Here is a 17777-nt window from a genome sequence, read left to right as displayed (position 1 = left end):
CTAATGGTAGGGAGGAAAGTGCCGCGCCGGGCATTCCGGTTTTGAACATAGCCATGCGCAACACGCATGGCTGGATGGGGGCTGTCCGGACCGTGGCGACCCGGATCCCGCCATCGGAACCGTCCGCTATCTGGCGATGCGTGCGTCCAGGCTGTTGTCCGCCAGCGCTTGCGCCTGTTCACGCGTCATGCCCAGGTGTTCGTGGAGCGCTTGGAAATTCTCGGTGACATAGCCGCCGAAGTAGGCGGGATCGTCGGAGTTGACCGTGACCTTCACCCCGGCATCCAGCAGCGACAGGATGTTGTGCTCGCGCATGTGATCGAACACGCGCAGCCGGGTGTTGGACAGCGGACAGACGGTCAGCGGAATCTGCTCGTCGATCAGGCGCGCGATCAATTTGGGATCTTCGGCGGCGCGCACGCCGTGGTCGATACGCAGCACCTTCAGCAGATCCAGCGCCTCCCAGATGTACTCGGGCGGGCCTTCCTCGCCCGCATGCGCCACGGCCGGCAGGCCTTCGGCGCGCGCACGGTCGAACACCCGCTGGAAGAGGCGCGGCGGAAAGCCTTGCTCGCTGCTGTCCAGGCCCACGGCGATGAAGGCGTCGCGATACGGCAATGCCTGCTCCAGCGTACGCATCGCCTGTTCTTCGGGCAGGTGGCGCAGAAAGCTGAGGATCAGCCCGCTGGTCACGCCCAGTTGCTTGCGGCCGTCAGCCAGCGCCTGGCTGATGCCATTCAGCACGGTTTCAAACGGCACGCCGCGGTCGGTGTGGGTCTGCGGATCGAAGAAGGGTTCGGTGTGCACCACGTTCTGCTCGTGGCATTTGAGCAGGTAGGCCCACGTCAGGTCGTAGAAGTCCTGCTCGGTGCGCAGGACGTCCGCGCCCATGTAGTACAGGTCCAGGAATTCCTGCAGGTTGTTGTAGTTGTAGGCGCCGCGCAGGGCGTCGATATCGGGCCAGGGCAGCGCCACGCCGTTGCGCTGCGCCAGCTTGAAGAGCAGCTCGGGTTCGAGCGTGCCCTCCAGATGCAGGTGCAATTCCGCCTTGGGCAATGCGTTGAGCCAGTCGTACATGGGTGCTCCGGTATGAATGAGGTGCGTGTTCGGGATGCGGCGCGCGGTTCATGCGGCCAGCGCGATGCCATCGGCCTGGATGGTGCGTTCGAGCTGGGCGGCGAAGGCGCGCGCCTGACGGGTGCTGGGGCGGTCGCGGCGCCAGATGGCGGCAAGGGGCGACCTGCGCAGGGCGGGACGGGCCGGCAGCACGGCGAGTTCGCCGCGCGCCTGCCGGACGGCTGCGACGCTGCCGGGCAGCATCCACAGGTAGTGTCCGTCCACGAGTAATTCGCGGCCGAATTCCAGCGACAGGACGCCGATCATATCCGGAATCGCCAGACCGGCCTGGCGCAGGGACAATTCCAGCTCGCCGCGGATGCGGCTGCCGGGCAGGGCGGTGATCCACGGATAGGCCACGTAATCGGCCAGCGTGGCCTGCGGCAGGCGCGTCAGCGGATGGTGCGTGGCGCAGGCCAGCACCACCGGATCCTCCAGCAGGGTGGTCGACCGGTAGATCTCCGGATTCACGGTGGACGAGAAACGGCTGATCAATACGTCCAGCGCGCCGGCGTCCAGGTCCTCGATCAGCCGCTCGTGCGTGCCGATCTCGATGGTGAGCGTGATGCGCGGATGCGCCTCGCGGTAGTCGCGCGCGGCCTGCGCCACCGGCCAGCCCGCAAACATGGAAAAGCAGCCCACGGTCAGGCTGCCTTCTTCACCGCGCGAGACGGCAGCCAGGTCGACCTCGGCCTTGCGAAAACCGGTCAGCAACTGCCGCGCGTGGCGGCACATGGCGTCGCCCAGCGGCGTGCAGGTCGTGCCCTTTGCCGTGCGCTCGAACAGCCGCGCACCCACCAGCTCCTCGATCTCGGCGATCGCGCGGGACAGGCCCGATTGCGTGCTGTGCAACTGCGCCGCCGCCTTGGACAGGTTGCCCAATTCGGAGACGGTCAGCACGATCTCCAGGTGCCGGATGCGAAGTTTGCCTCGGAACGGTGTCATGGCGCAGGGGAGCGGAAGCGATTTGCCGATTATTCTCCCGTGCCGGGCGCTTGGCAACGCAGTGCGGGATTCGGGATATAGTTCGACGCCTGCATGGGCTTCGGCTTGCAACGGGAGAGCGGCATTGACTTTGAAGGAGCGGGGCGGCTGGTGTGCCGCGCAATGCGTCACCCAGCGTGAAGGCTGGCCTAACGCTAAACGCGCCGGCGTCCTCGCAACGATCACCTTGCTGGCCGCGGCGCTGGCCGGCTGCACCGCGTCGCGCGTGGACGAGGTCGCCGTGAGGTGGCCGGCCTTCAAAGACAACACGCAAGTCCTGTTGCCGTCGGATCCGGCGCAATGTCCCGACCTGACCGGCACTTATCGCGCCCAGGGCGAACGCCGCGCGGGCGATGCCGACGCTGTCCTGCTCGAAGACCTGCGTGGATTTTTGCTTTACCCCTTGGACCTGCCGGGCATGCGCGATGCGCCGCTTCCGGCGTGGAAGCCGTCACCCCGCTCGACCGTTTCGTTCGTGGCTGATGCGCGCGGTTGGCAGATCGAGACGCACGATGGGCAAGGTGCGCGCGAGGCCGCGTTGCTTGCCGGCCACGACGACGGCGCCAGCTCCATGGCCTCGGGCGGCGAACCCATGCGCCCCGGCAACGCCATCTGGCGCGCTGCCGGGTGCACGCAAGGCCGGCTATGGATCAGCGTGCGGCATGACTGGCGCCAGCATGAATCCATGGGCGTGCGGCGCCACGTTGCCGTTCTGCGCAAGGACGCAGGCGGGCTGCTGCTGACGGTGCAACGCGAGTCCGACAGCATCGGAATGCTGCTGCCCTGGTACACCAATCGCGGCGATTTGTTCCAATACTGGTTTGCGCCCGCCAACGATCATCCCTGAATTCCGCGGGCGCGAGCCTGCCTTCATCGAGACCGAGAAAAACATGACCGCCAAACGGCTTTTTACCTGGACCTTCTTTTTTGCGCTATTCGTGGTGCTGGTCGCGCTGTTCTGGCGCCAGTTGTTCATACAAACCCCGCCCTCGCTGCGCGAGCTGGGCGGCACCATCGAGGGCGGCAATGCCCACATCTATGGCGAATCGCCGCGCCAGGACGGCATGGCCGAACGGGCGATGCTGGCTGCGGCGCAGCGCGGCGAGCCGGGCGCCCAATACATGCAGGGCCTCGTCATGGAGCACTTCGACATGAAGGAAGCGTTGCGCTGGTACGAGGCCGCCGCGGCCCAGGGTTATGAACTGGCGGTGCAGCGCCTGGCGCAATTGCGCGACGCGCCGCAGGCTGCGCAATAACGGCACGCAAACAACGCCGCGCAATGGCCCCACGCCAGTAATGCCGCTCACGCCTCGTCGCGCAATGGCAGACATGCCTTGAACGCACCCGCATCCCACGCCCGCTTCGTGACCGGCCCGCTCGGCGGGCACGTGCTCGAGATGATCCTGACCGGCTGGGCCAGCATGCTGGCCGTCTTCGCCGTGGAGTTCCTGTCGCTGCTTTACCTGGGCACGCTCGAGGACGAAGCCGTATTGGGCGCGGTGGGCTTCGGGTCCATGACGCAATTCACCATCACGTCCGTCTGCATCGGCGTCACGGTGGGCGGCGCGGCGCTGGTCTCGCGTGCGCTTGGCGCCCAGGACGCCGGCCGGGCGCGCACGCTTGCGGGCGCGTCGCTGATCCTGATGGCCGCCGCCGCGGTGGCGGCGGGCGCGATGTTTCTGGCGGCGATCGGCCCGTTCACCGCCGCCATTGGCCTGGCCGAAGACGTGCGCGACCATTTGCTGTCGTATGTCCTCATCACCACGCCGTTCGCGGTGGTCATGGGTATCGGAATGATGCTGTCGAATCTGCTGCGCGCGGCCGGCCAGGGTCGGCAGTCGATGTGGGTGCTGCTGGCCGGCACCGGCACGGTCGCCGTGCTCGACCCCATCGTCATCTTCGTGCTGGACGGCGGCATGGAGGGCATTGCCTGGGCCGGCGGGGTGGGGCGCGTCGCCACCGTGGTGCTGGGCGCCTGGCTGGTGTTTTGCAAGCACCGGCTGGTGACCTGGCCGCTCGCGCGGGAACTACGCGAGCACCTGGGCGCCATCGGCAACATCGCCTTGCCTGCGGCGCTGACCACCCTGGCCACGCCGGCGGCGGTCATCTTTACCGTCTCTACCTATTCCAGCTTCGGTCCCAGCGTGCTGGCGGGCGCCACGGTGGTCGACCGGCTGCTGCAACTGGCCTATTCGCTGTTCTTCGTGCTGCCCGGCGCCATCGGCCCGATCCTCGGGCAGAACCTGGGGGCCGGCCACTGGGACCGCGTGAAGGCCACCGTGGCGCTTACGACGCGCTGGGCGTTGCTGTATGGGTTCTCGGCGGCCGTCGTGCTGGCAGTGCTGGCGCCGTGGATGCCGGATGTCTTCAGGGTCACGGGGCCCGGGCGCGACCTGATCGTCTTCTTCTGCCGTGTCGGCAGCTTTGCGTGGGCGCTGAACAGCCTGTTCTTCGTCGCGATCTCGGTGTTCAACAACCTGGGATACGCCACGTATTCCACCGCTATCGGCTGGCTGCGCGCCACGGTGGGCACCATACCCTTCGTGTGGCTGGGCGCGCACCTGGGCGGGCCCGAGGGCGTGATGCTGGGGCAGATGGGCGGCTTTGCGATTTTCAGCCTGATTGCGATGTGGCTTTGCCGGCGCGTGCTGCGCGCGCCACCGGCGGGATTCCAGCACGGCGCGGCGGCCTAGCAGGGGGGGGCGCGTTCGATTTCGGCGGCTGGTCGCGGTACGATCCCGGCTGACTTCGATTTTTCAGGAAAGCCATGCGCCAGAGTTTCTCCCGTCCTCGAATCGACAGCCTTTCCCGCGTGCTGCTGGCCGCGGCACTGACCGCCGCTGCCGCCAGCGCCGCGCAGGCGCAGTCGCCCGGATCGGCCACAGGATCGCGTGTCCAGACGCCCGCGCCGGAACAGCAACAGCCCGTGCTCAAACCCAAACGCAGCTTTGACGACACGCCGGCGCCGGCCGCGCATGCCGCGCCCGCTGCGGCACCCGCCGCTTCTGTGGCCCCCGCCGCCGCGCCGGCTCCGTCTGCCGCGCCTGCTGCTGCCGCTGCTCCGGCTGCACCTGCTGCGTCTGCCGCGCCCGCCGCTGCCGCCGCGCCGACCGTCATCGTCCCGACCGAGCTCGACACCAAGGCCTGCATCGACAAGCTGCGCAAGGGCGCCACGGCCAACGGCCTGACCGTCGCCGACTGGGACAAGTACACGGCCAACGCCACGCTGCTGCCCACGACCGTCGCGTCGGCCAAGGGTCAGCCCGAGGGCCGCGAAAGCTGGTGGGACTACATCGCCAAGACGGTCGACGACGAGCGCGTGCAGGACGGCAAGGCCGTGCTCTCCAAATACGGCAAGGAGCTTGGCGCCATCAGCCAGCAGTACCAGGTTGATCCCGCCACGCTGGTCGCCATCTTCGGCATCGAAACCAACTACGGCCGCCAGGTCGGCAAGACCGATGTCCTCAATGCCTGGCTGACGCGCGCCTGCACCGAGAACAAGCCGCTCTGGGAAAAGAACGCCTACGCGTCCGTGCGCCTCTTGCGCGACGGCACCGTGCCCGCCGACAAGTTCGTCGGATCCTGGAGCGGCGCGTTCGGCATGACCCAGTTCATTCCGACTTCGTTCTACGAACTGGCTGCCGACGGCGATGGCGATGGCCGCATCGACCTCTACAACTCGCTGCCCGACGCGCTGGCCTCCACGGCAAACCATCTGCGCAAGCGCCGCGCCCAATGGACGCATGGGTTGCCCGCCGTCGTGGAAGTGCGCGTGCCGGCCGAGCTGGCCGCCGCGATCCCGCCCGAGCCCGACGCCGAGTACGTGGGGTCCAAGGACCGCCGCACGATCGCCCAATGGGCGCAGGCCGGCGTCAAGCAAGGAGACGGCTCGGTGTTGAAGCTGCCTTCGGGCAACGACCAGCAGGCGTACCTGTTTGCGCCGACCGGCGCGCGCGGACCGGTGTTCCTGGCCACGGTCAATTTCGACGCCATCCTGCACTACAACCAGTCGCGCCGCTATGGCCTGGCCGTGTCGCTGTTGCTGAACCGCCTGCAAGGCGGCCCGGCGCTGGTGACCGCATGGCCGACCGACGATCCCGGCCTGTCCCGCGCGCAGATCAAGGAACTGCAGAAGCAGCTTTATGGCCGCGGCCATGACATCGGGGTGGCCGACGGCATCCCGGGCGGCAAGACGCGCGATGCCGTGCGGGCAGAGCAGGCGCGCCTGAACCTGCCGCAGGACGGCCGGGTGGGCAAGCGTATCCTGGACGCGCTGGTGGCGGAACAGCCCGCCGCCATGCGTGCGTATCCCGAGCAATAAGCGGGGCGCCGATGGCGCAGCGGCGGGCCGCGGCGAATCCGCTGCGGCCTTGGCCGGCCTCTGCGAGCACGCTGCGGTTTTCCTTTGGAGTCTCGTGGGGCTGCAGCGCGGGTGAGGGTTAGGCGCAAGTGTGCAAGACCGTGCCGGCCGGTATGATCGGCGGGTCCGTCATCCGGACGGCCAGCCCGTCCCCGAACTTCGTCCGCCATCGCCTCCGACTCCCATGCCGTCCGCCGAGTTTCCCGACGATTTCCAGACCCTGCGCCTGTCCGCCAGCCGGATGTCCCAGGCGCATTTGCCGTTCATGATCGAAATGCACGCCAATGCCGACCTGATGCAGTCCATGGGAGGCACGCGCGATGCGGCGGCCAGCCGGCGCTACGTGGCACAGAACATCGTCCACTGGACCGAGCATGGCTATGGCATGTATGTGCTGCAAGACCGCGACACGGGCCGGCCCGCGGGCCGCGCGGGGTTGAAGGTGTCCACTGCGCCGGGGCGGGCCAGCGTTGAACTGGCCTATGCCTTGCATCCCGACTGCTGGGGCAAGGGTTTCGCGCCGGAGATTTCGCGTGCGCTGATCGGGCTGGGGTTTCGGCTGTTGCCCGTCGACGTGCTGGGCGCCGTGGCGCTGCGTTCAAACCTGGCGTCGCAACGCGTCATGGAAAAGACCGGGTTGCGTTATGTCGGCATGACCGGCGACGCGCCGGAGCCCAAGGTCTGCTACGAAATCCGCCGCGCGGACTGGCGCAAGCGGGAAGGCGTGTGAGCGCGCGCGACGTGCCCGAGCTGGGTGCGCGGCGCTAACATGACGCGATGAGCACGAAGAAACCGACTGGCGGCAAGTCGAGCCCCGCCGCAACATCCAACGACGACCCGCCGCCTGTTCCGCCCGAGCGTCCCGCGCCTGACGAATGCTGCAACAGCGGGTGCATTCCCTGCGTCTATGACCTTTACGACGAAGCGATGGACCGCTACCGCGAAGCGCTGAAGGCATGGCGCGCGCGGCACGAGGCGCACGGCAACTGAAGCGGATGCTTCAGCCGGCAAGCTTCATGTGAATGATGGGAAAGGGACGGCCCGAGTCGTCGTAGGCCGAGCGGCCCACGTCCTGAAATCCGTAGTGCTTGTAGAAGCCATGCGCCTGCGGATTCTGCTCGTTCACGTCCACCAGCAGCGTGCCGTGCAGCGATCGCGCAAAATTCAGCAGGCGGCGGCCAGCGCCTTTGCCTCGCTTGTTGGCATCCACGAACAGCATCTCGACCTTGTTGCCGGTCAGACCCATGAAGCCGGCCACTTCGCCGGCATCGTCCTCACAGACCCAGACCCTGACGGACGGCAGGTACGTGTTCAGCACCTGCGGGTACATGGCCTGGATTTCCTTTTCAGTCAGAAAAGTGTGGGTGGCGCGCACCGAACGGAGCCAGATGTCCACCAGGGCCAGATCGTCGCCGTGGTTGCGTTCTCGGATTTTCATTTTCTTGTTGCTTGGGTGTCAGACACCGGTAAGCCGCTAAAGCCCGGCGCGATACAGGTCCGTGGCTGCCAGGACGGTTTCCATCTGCACAGTATGCGCGAAAACGAATCGGTCTCCGTAGACCGTTTCATCCGGAAACTCCGAAATCAGCGCCATGGGTAGTTCCTCGCGATCGGTCTCCGTGACCTGCACAGGGATGCCGTTGAGCACGTCAAACCCCTTTTCGAGCGCATGGGCGTGAAAGAGTTCCAACTGCCGCGAGTTGAACTCCACCAGGCCCGGCACGTTGCGCGCCAGCCGCGCGGTGACGCCTTCGATCAACCGATGAGCGCGGTCGGCCCATCCCGGATGATGGCGCAGGACCAGGAAGAACCCCTTGGGAATGGTCCACAGCTCGAAGTGGCGCGGCAGGTAACCCGACAGCGGACGCGTCCATTCGTGCGCGGGATAGCCATGCAGGTTGATATGCAACTGCGCGCCGCTGATCGCATGCGCCTGGTGACGGCCGTCCCGTTCGAAGAACGGCGCGCGTTCGCGGTAAGCGATGTCGTCGCCCAGCGCGCTGTAGCGCGACGCGTGCAGCATGTGGCGCGGGTGGTGCTCGCGCAGCCGGTTAAAGAGCGCATAGCCGTCCGGGTTCTCGGAGGCAATCAATGCGAAATGCGCGTCGCCGCGTGCGGCCAACGCCTCGGCCGCACGCAAGGCGCCCACGACACCAGAGGTTTCGTTGGCATGCTGCGCGCCGGAAATGAAGACGGCCGGGCCCGACCCGCGCACATAGGTGCCCAACACGGGTCGGCCTTGACGTGACACGGCTTGGAAGGTGTCGCCGCCAAAGGCCGCCATGCAGCCGGCGATCTGCGCGGCCGACAACGGCTCTCGGGCTTGCGCCAGCGGACCGGGAAGCGCGGCCGGCGTCACAGGAGCGACCGGGGCGAAGGGCTCCACCGAGATCTGCACGCGCGGCGCGCCGTCGTGGCGGCGGATGTCGGGAATGATCTGGCCGGGTTGCAGGCCGCGGTCGCCGGAGGGGCGGCCGGAATGCTGCTGGAAGTGCTCCAGCAGCGAGAAGTAGATGTCCTCGTGCAGCGCTTCGAACGTGCTGACGATTTCCTCGTCCACCGGCAGGGCGAAGTCGATGCCGGGCAGATCCACGCGGATTTCCAGCCGGTCGAAATACGGCTCGTGCGCACCCCACGTGTGGTTGCGAACCGTGTCCAGGATGCTGCGAAAGAGCAACTGGTACTCGGTGGCCTGCGCGGCATCGGTCTGCACGGCGCCGCTGGCGTCCTGCACGCGCAGCCAGCCGGTAGGCGACAGCTCCGGCGTGCCGTCCGGCGCATGCCCAAGCTGGTTCGGCGCGAACACGCGGGTGGCGAGCGTGCGCCCGTCGGCATACGCCAGGCGCACGTCGTAGTGCAGGTCGTCGGCGCCGGGCAGCATCGTCACGCGCACGTCTTTCAGCAACGCCACGAGCGGGTAGGCCTCCAGCGTGAAGCGCTTGGCCTGCGCGTGTTCGTGCAGCGGATAGCGGATCTCGGCCGAGACCAGGCCCTCGCGATCCACCTCTTCAAGGAAATAGTGCACGAGCGGTTTGTACGCGCTGCGAAAGCGCGCCGTCACGCCCGCCTGCTCAAGCTTGGCCTGCGCGGCGCGCCGGGCGTCCACGCCTTCGAACACCCAGCCTTCCACGACAGCGCCACGCCATGCCGGCGCCATGTAGGCGTGTGTCCAGGCGTCCAGCGTGCGATCGAAACTCTTGTCCAGCAACGACATACTCAACATTCCTTCCGGCCCGTGGCGCGGATCGATTCTTCAGACCTTGCCGGTCGGGTCCAGGCGGTCGCGCAGCCAGTCGCCCAGCAGGTTCAGGCCCAGCACCGTCAGCATGATGGCCAGCCCGGGAAACACGCTGACCCACCAGGCCGTCTGCATGTACGTGCGGCCGTCGGCAAGCATACCGCCCCAGCTCGGGATCATGGGATCCACGCCCAGGCCCAGAAAGGTCAGGCTGCTTTCCAGCAGGATGTTGTTGGCCACGTTCAGCGTCATCAGGATCACCAGCGGACCCAGCAGGTTGGGCACGATGTGGTGGCGGATCATCGCCAGGTCGCGCACCCCGAAGGCGCGCGCGGCCAGCACGAACTCGCGCTCGCGCAACGCCAGCACCTGCGCCCGCACCAGGCGAGCGTACTGCACCCATTGCGACACGATCATGAAGAAGATGACGTTGAACAGCCCGCCGCCCAGGATGGCGATGAACGTGATTGCCACCAGGATGAAGGGCAGCGCCAGCTGCACGTCGGCAAAGCGCATCACGATCATGTCCCAGAAGCCGCGGTAGTACCCGGCGATGAGACCCATCACGATGCCCAGCAGCGCGCCGCCCAGCACCGAGGCAAAACCCACCAGCAGCGAAATCTTGCCGCCGACGATCACGCGGGCCAGTACATCGCGGCCCAGCGGATCGGTGCCGAAGGGATGGGCGGCCGACGAGAACGGGGCCATCAGGCGGGCGGCCAGGTCCATCGATTCGCCGCCGTCCGGAAACAGCCAGCCGGATGCCAGCACCAGCAGGACCATGACGCCGGTCAGAAGCGCGCCCAGCACGAATTCCAGCGAGCGGTAGCGGCTGCGCGGCTTCATGGCCTTGGGGGCGGCGGGGGAAGTGGTTGTCTGCATGATGCTCAGCGCGTGCGAATACGGGGATCGACAATGCCGTAGGCGATGTCGACGATCAGGTTGACCAGGACGATGACGGTGGCCAGCACCGTGACGGTGCCTTGCAGCACGGGATAGTCGCGGCCGGAAATGGCGTCGAAGGCCAGCGTGCCCAGCCCGGGCCAGTTGAAGACCATCTCAATCACGACGATGCCGCCGATCAGGCCGCCGAATTGCAGGCCCAGATACGTGATCAGCGGAATGGCGCAATTGCGCAGCGCATGCTTGTACAGCACGATGCGTTCTTTCAGGCCCTTGCTGCGCGCCACCATGATGTATTGCGCCGAGAGCGTCTCCAGCATCGTCGTGCGCACCAGCCGGATATTGGTGGCGCTGAGAATGATCGCCATGGTCAGCGACGGCAGCACCAGGCTGGCCGGCCCGCTCCAGCCGGACGGCGGCAGCAGCGGGAAAGTAATCGACAGCAGCAGCACCAGCATCAGCGCCAGCCAGAAATTGGGGAAGGACAGGCCCACCAGCGACAAGATGCGGATGGCCTGGTCGGTCGCCTTGCCGCGCTTGATCGCCGCCTGGATGCCCAGCGGCAGCGAAATCAGGATGGACACGAGGAGCGACGTGAACGCCAGCATCAGCGTCGCGGGCAGCGCATCGCCGATCAGCTTGGCGACCGGCGTGCCGCCCATGAAGCTGCGCCCGAAATCGCCATGCAGCAGCCCCTGCATATACGACAGATATTGTTCGTGGAACGGCCGGTTCAACCCGAGCGCCTGCCGGATGTTGGCCAGGTCCTGTTCGGTCACGCTGCCCGACCCCTGGCTCAGCATCAGAGCAGGGTCGCCGGTTAGGCGCACGGCATAAGAAACAAGCAGCGTCACGGCCACGATCACGAAGACGGCCTGCAACACGCGTTTGATGAGAAATCCGGTCATAAGGCGCCGCCCCGGCTTGCACCGGTGCGGGAAAAGGGTGTTAACGCGGCATCGATTCGCACCGATGCCTCAACGGAGCACATCCCAGCGGGATGCCGCGGATCCGGGCTCCGCCGGTCCGCAGGCATGCCCCTGGGGGAAGCGCGAAGCGCTCGGGGGGGACTTACTATTCGGGGACTTACTCAATGGCGGTTTCGACGAAACGGAAGCGGATGTCGCCGGGGACTTCCAGGTTCTTCACGCGCTTGTTCACGCCCACGATCGTGTTCAGGCTGTACAGCGGCAATTCCAGCGCCTGATCGGCCACGTACGCGGCGATCTCCTGCAGCATGCCTTCGCGCTTCTTCACGTCATAGACCGTGCGCTGCGCTTCCAGCATGGCGTTCAGCTTGGGGTCGTTGTCGTACGGATTCCACTTCTGGCCCGAGTGGTACATCAGGTACGCGGTGTTGTCGTAGTCGTAAGTCCAGCCGCCCCATTGGTTCTGCCACATTTCGCCGGTCTTGCCGCCGGGGATGATGTCGTTGAGCAGCACGCCGGTTTCATACGGCTTGATGGTGGCGCGCACGCCCACGCCCTGCAGGTAGCCCGACACGGCCTGCGCGACTTCGCGGAAGTTCGAATCGCTGCCGCGCACGTCGATCTGCACCGTGGCGCCCGGCTTCACGCCGGCGGCGGCCAGCAGCTTCTTGGCTTCGGCGGGATTGAAGGGCAGGGGCTTTTGCTCGGGGTTGAAGCCAAACGACTGCGGGCCCTGGAAGCTGGCGATCGTCTTGGCCTGGCCCAGCAGCAGCTGCTTGACGATGGCATCGCGATCGACCGCCATGATCAGCGCACGGCGCACGTCGCGGTGCTGCGTGATGCCGTTCTTGGTGTTGTAGCGCAGCGCGAAGGCCACCGGACCGCCGGTGGAGATCACGTCGGCATTGCCGGACTTCTTCACCGTCTCGATCAGGCCCAGCGGGATCAGCGTGGCGATGTCGATGCGGCCTGCCTGCAGCTCGGCGACCTGCGTGCCGGGTTCGCCGATGAAGCGGTACACGACCTTGTCCAGCTTCGGCTTGCCGCCCCAGTAGTCATCGTTACGCGCCAGCGTCACGTTGACCTTGGGCTGGTAGCTGTCGAACTTGAACGGGCCCGTGCCGACCGGGTGCGTGTTGAAGTTGTCTTCGCCTTTCTCGGTGATGTACTTGGGCGGCACGATCATCGCGCCGTAGCCTGCCAGCTTGGTCAGCAGCACCGGATCCGGCTGCTTCAGGATGAAGTCGACCGTATACTCGTCCACCACCTTGACCTCGCCGATCGAGTCGTAGTTCGACTTCTGCGGGCCCTTGGCGCCTTCCGCGCCCAGCAGGCGCTCGAAGGTGAACTTGACGGCTTCGGCGTTAAAGGGCTCGCCGTTGTGGAACTTGACGCCTTCGCGCAGCTTGAAGCGCAGACGCTTGTTGTCGTCCAGGTATTCCCAGCTGGTGGCAAGACCCGGCTGCAGCTTGAGGTCTGCACCGCGCATGGTCAGGCCGTCATACAGATTGCTGCCGACCGATCCCCAGAACGTCACGAAGGTGTCGATCGGATCCCAGCTGCCCGGATCCTGGTTGATGGCCACGTTCAGGGTGCCGGCGGCCTGCGCCGTCGAAATGGGCAGCGCGGCGGCGAGGGCCAGGGTCAGCGCGGTGGCGGAGAGGGTGGTGCGAAGGAATTGCATGGTCGCCTCCAGGGACGGGAAATCGGGTCGGACCGACGGATGAAAGAGGTTCAGGCGGCGCGGGCGACCTGATGGCCGGGCGCGAACTCGAAGAGGGGAACGATGGCAGGCTCATCGCCAACCCGGCGCACCGGGCTGGGGATCTCGCCTTCGATCAGGGACGTGTCGATGTGGCGGCCGGGCTCGGCCACCGGGACCGCAGCCAGCAGCTTGCGCGTGTAGGCATGCTGCGGCGATTCAAAGATCTGGCGGCGCGTGCCCAGCTCGACGATCTGGCCCAGGTACAGCACCGCGACCCGGTGGCTGACCTTTTCCACCACCGCCATGTCGTGCGTGATGAACAGATACGACAGCCCGCGATCCTTTTGCAGATCCATCAGCAGGTTCAGGATCTGCGCCTGGATCGACACGTCCAGCGCCGACACCGATTCGTCCGCAATGATCAATTTGGGATTGCTGGCCAATGCGCGCGCGATGCACACCCGCTGGCGCTGGCCGCCCGAGAATTCATGGGGATAGCGCGTGGCGTGTTCGGGCTTCAGTCCCACCTGTTCCAGCAGCTCGCCCACGCGGCGCGCGATGGCGTCTTCGCCGGTCAGCAGGCCGTGCGTGCGGATCGGTTCGGCGATGCTGAAGGCCACGGTCTTGCGCGGATCCAGCGACGCATACGGATCCTGGAAGATGTACTGGATTTCCTGGCGCAGGCGCTGCCGGCCCGCGCTGTCCATCGAAAAAATATCCTGCCCGTTGTAGCGAACCGCACCGGACGTCGGCGCCACCAGCTGCTGCAAGGTCTTGCCGATGGTGGACTTGCCGCTGCCGGATTCGCCCACCAGCGCCAGGGTCTCGCCGGGGTAGACGTCAAAGCTGACCTGCTCCACCGCATGCACGCGGTGCGTCACGCGGCCGAACAGGTTGTGGCCCACGTCAAAACGCGTGGTCAGCTTGTCCACGCGCAGCACGGGTTCGTCGTAGCTGGCCGTGTCCTGCTCGCGGGTCTCGCCCACCTCGCGCAGCGTGTCGCCTTCCAGCACGGTCTGCGGCGTGCGCAGCGGCAGGTCGCGGCCAGTCAGGCTGCCCAGACGCGGCACGGCGGCCAGCAGCGCGCGCGTGTACGGATGCTTGGGCTTGTTGAAGATGTCTTGAACGGTGCCTTGCTCGACCTTCTTGCCGCGCAGCATCACGACCACATCGTCGGCCATCTCGGCCACCACGCCCATGTCGTGGGTGATGAAGATCACGGCCGTGCCCAGGTCGCGTTGCAACTCGCGGATGGTGTTCAGGATCTGCGCCTGGATGGTGACGTCCAGCGCCGTCGTCGGCTCGTCGGCAATCAACAGACGCGGCTGGCACGACAGCGCCATCGCAATCATCACGCGCTGGCGCATGCCGCCGGACAACTGGTGCGGATAACGGTCCAGCAGTTGTTCGGCGTCGGGCAGGCGCACCTTTTCCAGCAGTTTGCGTGCGGACTGGCGCGCCGCGGAGCGTGACAGCTGCTGGTGCAGCATGATGGCTTCGACGATCTGGTCGCCGATCGTGAACACCGGGTTCAACGACGTCATCGGCTCCTGGAAGATCATCGCGATGTCGTTGCCGCGAATCGCCCGCATCTGTTCGTCGCTGGCCTGGGTCAGATCGACCTCGCGATCGTCGCCGTCACGGAACAGGATCTGGCCGGTCGAAATGCGCCCGCCGTTGTAATCGGTCAGGCGCATGATCGCCATCGACGTGACGGACTTGCCCGAACCGGACTCGCCCACGATCGCCAGCGTGCGGCCGGGCCGCACGTCGAAATCCAGGTTGTCGACGGCGCGAAAGCCGCCGGTGTCGGTATTGAAGTCGACCGAGACGCCGCGCACGGACAGCAGCGGAGCGGAAGAAGAAGCGGTGGTGCTAGACAACGTGGATTCTCACAGCGAGGTGGCGGCGCGGGCAGCCTGGTCGTACAGGCCCGAGAGGGCGCGCAGGGTGTTGGCCAACTGATGGCTGGCGTCGTCTGCGGCTGGGGAGTCGATGAACGGCTTGACGAGGCACTGCTCGCGCACCTCGGCGTAGCGCTGGATCGCGGCCGCGCCGGCGTCGGTCGTGGTGTAGATCACTTCCTTGCCGGTCTTGGCGCTTTGAACGACGCCCAGACGCTCCAGCTTCTTGAGCGAGTAGTTCACCAGATGGGTGTCTTCGACATTCAGGGTGAAGCAGATGTCCGCCAGTTTCTTGCCCCGGCCCCGATGGAACACGTGGTTGAGCACCAGGATGTCCAGCGACGTGAGTTCGGGCAGTCCCGCGCAGGCCATGCAACGCACCATCCAGCGATTGAACGCATGCGACGCGATGATCAGGCCGAATTCGACCTCGGACAGCTCAGGAGCGGACGAGGCGAGGTGGGAAGACGAAACGATGGCGTCCCGGACGGATACAGGCATGGGTGAGTCAGGCAAAGGGACGGATCGGCGACAAAACGTTGGTGAATTATTGACGATTTGTTGATATGGGTGCATTCGGGTTAACCCGGTCTGAGCTTTCGGATTTCTCTGATTTGTGCGGTCCTTGCCGCGAATTACAAAGGCGCTTGATGTAAACGCGTGGGTTCGATTTCGATCTCGTTTTGTTACGGAAGCGAGTTCCGCTTCTGAGAAATATCAATAAATGCTGGCAACGTGAGCCTTACGTACAACAACCAAGTGGCTTGGACGCCAAAATCAATGCTGAAACAATAGATATACATTGTCATAAAACGTATTGATCGGCAAAATCACCACCCAATTCGGATATCAGGAGATGACGCTCGGCGGATGGCCGTTGGCGTCCAGTCGTATGAGCGGATCGCAGCACTTTCAGCAGGCAGGGTTGATATTGGCGGCGATCATCGCGCTGGCGTCCGCAGGGTCAGCATCGGCCCAATCGGCGCCCGAAGCGGCCCAGCGCGCCGCCGAAATCCAGCGCCGGCAAGAGCAGGAAATCGACGCGCAACGCACCCGCGCAGCCGAGCGGCCCGACGTGCTGTCGGCGCCGTCTGCCGATCCCGCGCGTGGCCTGGTCCTGCCCGCTGAAACGCCCTGCTTTGCCATTCGGGAAGTGATCTGGGAGGGCGCAGAACCTTCAGAACGCCTGGCCAGCGCCACGGCGGCCGTCCTGGGCGAATGCATCGGCGGCCGCGGGCTGCGGGCGCTGCAGGAACACCTGATCGGCTTACTGATCGACGACGGCCTTGTCACCGCGCGCGTCGTCGTACCTGAGCAGTCGCTGGCGGCCGGGACGTTGACGTTGAAGTATCTGCCGGGCCGCATCTCAGCCGTCCAGAGCCAGGACGCCATTGGCTGGTGGCGCACGGCGCTGCCCACCGGCCCGGGCGGCGAACTGAACCAACGCGACCTGGACCAGGCGCTTGAGAACATCCGCCGTCTCGGCAGCCAGGCCGACGCCGCCATCGACATCGCGCCGGGGCCTGAACTGGGCGACTCCGACATCCTCATCAAGCCCGGCACGGGCAAGCGCTGGCATGGCTATCTGGGCGGCGACAACGGCGGCATGGACACCGTCGGCAAATACCAGATCAATGCCGGCCTGACGCTGGATTCCCCGCTGTTCCTGTACGACCAGCTGTCGGTCTCGTGGAACAGCAATGCGCACTGGCGCGACGCCGACTCCAACACACGCGCGGCCTCCGTCAACTACAGCCTGCCGTTTGGCTACTGGACCGTCTTCGCGGGCGCCAGCAAATCCACGTACCGCCAGACGGTTGCGGGCTTCGAAGAACCCATCGTCTATGGCGGCACCACCAGGCAGATCCAGGCGGGCGCGTCGGTTGTGCCGTATCGCGGCACCGCCTACAAGGGCAACCTGTCGTTCACCATGCTGCGCAAGCGCGCCGACAGCACCCTGAACGATGTGGCCATCGACGTTCAGCGCCGCGACGTCACCGGGTACGCAATCGCCTACGGGCATCGCCACTACGCCGGGCGCGCGGTGCTCGACATTGGCGGCGGCGTGCGTGGCACGCTGCCGCAGTTTTCCGACGCACCCGGCTACGTCTACGGCGATCCTGACTGGAATGGGCGCAGCACCATCCTCACCGGCAATGCGGGGCTGTATCTGCCGTTCCAGATCGCCGAGCACTCCCTGGCCTATCACGCCAACTGGCAGATCCAGCACGCCAAAACAGCCGTCGTGCCCGCCGACTATTTCACGATCGGAAACCGTTACGCCGTGCGCGGCTTTGACGGCCAGATGACGCTCGCTGCCGAAGACGGCTGGACGCTGCGCAACGATCTGTCGTTCAACCTTGACGCGCTGACCGGGTTACCCGGACAGCAGCTCTATGCCGGCATCGACGTCGGCCGAGTGGGCGGCCCCTCCGCCGCCTATCTGTCGGGCCGAACGCTGGTCGGCGCCGTCGCCGGTCTGCGCGGACAGTTCTCCATCCCGAACGTCAACGCCAGCTACGACCTATCCGCGGGCTGGCCGCTCAAGAAACCCGAAACTCTCGACACCGCATCGACCGTCATCGCGATGGCCTTGATGCTCGAGTTCTGAATCCGCTGTTCCCCGTCAGGTACGCAT

At 66.0% G+C, this 17777-nt stretch carries 16 protein-coding genes; 7 read left to right on the top strand and 9 right to left on the bottom strand.

All coding sequences use genetic code 11. The features are described 5' to 3' along the window. Nucleotides 1-126 precede the first annotated feature (126 nt). Nucleotides 127-1077: an adenosine deaminase gene (locus AB3147_RS18130; protein WP_367352624.1), complete on the bottom strand. Its 951-nt coding sequence runs from the start codon at nt 1075-1077 to the stop codon at nt 127-129. 48 nt (nt 1078-1125) lie between these two features. Next, entirely contained in the window at nt 1126-2061 is a 936-nt protein-coding gene (locus tag AB3147_RS18125; protein ID WP_175123564.1) for a LysR family transcriptional regulator, read from the bottom strand. 124 nt (nt 2062-2185) lie between these two features. On the opposite strand from AB3147_RS18125, the gene AB3147_RS18120 reads away from it, so the two are divergent. The 6 genes from AB3147_RS18120 to AB3147_RS18095 all read left to right on the top strand — a co-directional run bounded on the left by AB3147_RS18120 (nt 2186) and on the right by AB3147_RS18095 (nt 7450). Further along, nucleotides 2186-2947, top strand: coding sequence for a hypothetical protein (locus AB3147_RS18120; protein WP_367352623.1), 762 nt, complete (start codon nt 2186-2188; stop codon nt 2945-2947). A 43-nt stretch (nt 2948-2990) separates the two neighbouring features. Continuing rightward, nucleotides 2991-3356: an SEL1-like repeat protein gene (locus AB3147_RS18115; protein ID WP_175183902.1), complete on the top strand. Its 366-nt coding sequence runs from the start codon at nt 2991-2993 to the stop codon at nt 3354-3356. Nucleotides 3357-3434: 78 nt separating this feature from the next. Further along, complete coding sequence (locus tag AB3147_RS18110; protein WP_367352622.1) at nt 3435-4793, top strand: MATE family efflux transporter; 1359 nt, start codon at nt 3435-3437, stop codon at nt 4791-4793. A gap of 74 nt (nt 4794-4867) precedes the next feature. After that, a complete protein-coding gene (locus tag AB3147_RS18105; RefSeq protein ID WP_239216483.1) occupies nt 4868-6421 on the top strand; it encodes a lytic murein transglycosylase in 1554 nt (517 codons plus the stop codon). A 223-nt stretch (nt 6422-6644) separates the two neighbouring features. After that, nucleotides 6645-7190, top strand: coding sequence for a GNAT family N-acetyltransferase (locus AB3147_RS18100; protein ID WP_175123560.1), 546 nt, complete (start codon nt 6645-6647; stop codon nt 7188-7190). A 47-nt stretch (nt 7191-7237) separates the two neighbouring features. Continuing rightward, entirely contained in the window at nt 7238-7450 is a 213-nt protein-coding gene (locus tag AB3147_RS18095; protein ID WP_175123559.1) for an oxidoreductase-like domain-containing protein, read from the top strand. A gap of 10 nt (nt 7451-7460) precedes the next feature. Here AB3147_RS18095 and AB3147_RS18090 read toward each other — a convergent pair whose 3' ends face one another. The 7 genes from AB3147_RS18090 to AB3147_RS18060 all read right to left on the bottom strand — a co-directional run bounded on the left by AB3147_RS18090 (nt 7461) and on the right by AB3147_RS18060 (nt 15640). Beyond that, a complete protein-coding gene (locus AB3147_RS18090) occupies nt 7461-7898 on the bottom strand; it encodes an acetyltransferase (protein ID WP_175123558.1) in 438 nt (145 codons plus the stop codon). A 36-nt stretch (nt 7899-7934) separates the two neighbouring features. Then, nucleotides 7935-9674 (bottom strand): M14 family metallopeptidase, encoded by a 1740-nt coding sequence (locus tag AB3147_RS18085; RefSeq protein WP_367352621.1) that lies wholly within the window; start codon nt 9672-9674, stop codon nt 7935-7937. Between the two features lie 39 nt (nt 9675-9713). Next, nucleotides 9714-10580 carry an ABC transporter permease gene (locus AB3147_RS18080; RefSeq protein ID WP_175123556.1) on the bottom strand — a complete coding sequence of 289 codons (867 nt, stop codon included), beginning with the start codon at nt 10578-10580 and terminating at the stop codon, nt 9714-9716. Nucleotides 10581-10585: 5 nt separating this feature from the next. Then, nucleotides 10586-11509, bottom strand: coding sequence for an ABC transporter permease (locus tag AB3147_RS18075; RefSeq protein WP_175183897.1), 924 nt, complete (start codon nt 11507-11509; stop codon nt 10586-10588). Nucleotides 11510-11687: 178 nt separating this feature from the next. Beyond that, a complete protein-coding gene (locus tag AB3147_RS18070) occupies nt 11688-13214 on the bottom strand; it encodes an ABC transporter substrate-binding protein (RefSeq protein ID WP_367352620.1) in 1527 nt (508 codons plus the stop codon). A 50-nt stretch (nt 13215-13264) separates the two neighbouring features. Beyond that, nucleotides 13265-15118, bottom strand: coding sequence for an ABC transporter ATP-binding protein (locus tag AB3147_RS18065; RefSeq protein WP_367352619.1), 1854 nt, complete (start codon nt 15116-15118; stop codon nt 13265-13267). Nucleotides 15119-15127: 9 nt separating this feature from the next. Beyond that, nucleotides 15128-15640, bottom strand: a complete 513-nt coding sequence (locus tag AB3147_RS18060) for a winged helix DNA-binding protein (protein WP_054415947.1) — start codon at nt 15638-15640, stop codon at nt 15128-15130. A 391-nt stretch (nt 15641-16031) separates the two neighbouring features. Here AB3147_RS18060 and AB3147_RS18055 point away from each other — a divergent pair, with 391 nt between their 5' ends. Beyond that, nucleotides 16032-17750, top strand: a complete 1719-nt coding sequence (locus AB3147_RS18055; protein ID WP_367352618.1) for a ShlB/FhaC/HecB family hemolysin secretion/activation protein — start codon at nt 16032-16034, stop codon at nt 17748-17750. Nucleotides 17751-17777 lie beyond the last annotated feature (27 nt).

Origin of the sequence: Achromobacter animicus, assembly GCF_040775605.1 — a bacterium.
GTDB lineage: Bacteria > Pseudomonadota > Gammaproteobacteria > Burkholderiales > Burkholderiaceae_B > Achromobacter > Achromobacter animicus.
The sequence above is the reverse complement of the archived record's forward strand: the minus strand, read 5'-3'. Positions and strand labels throughout refer to the sequence as shown.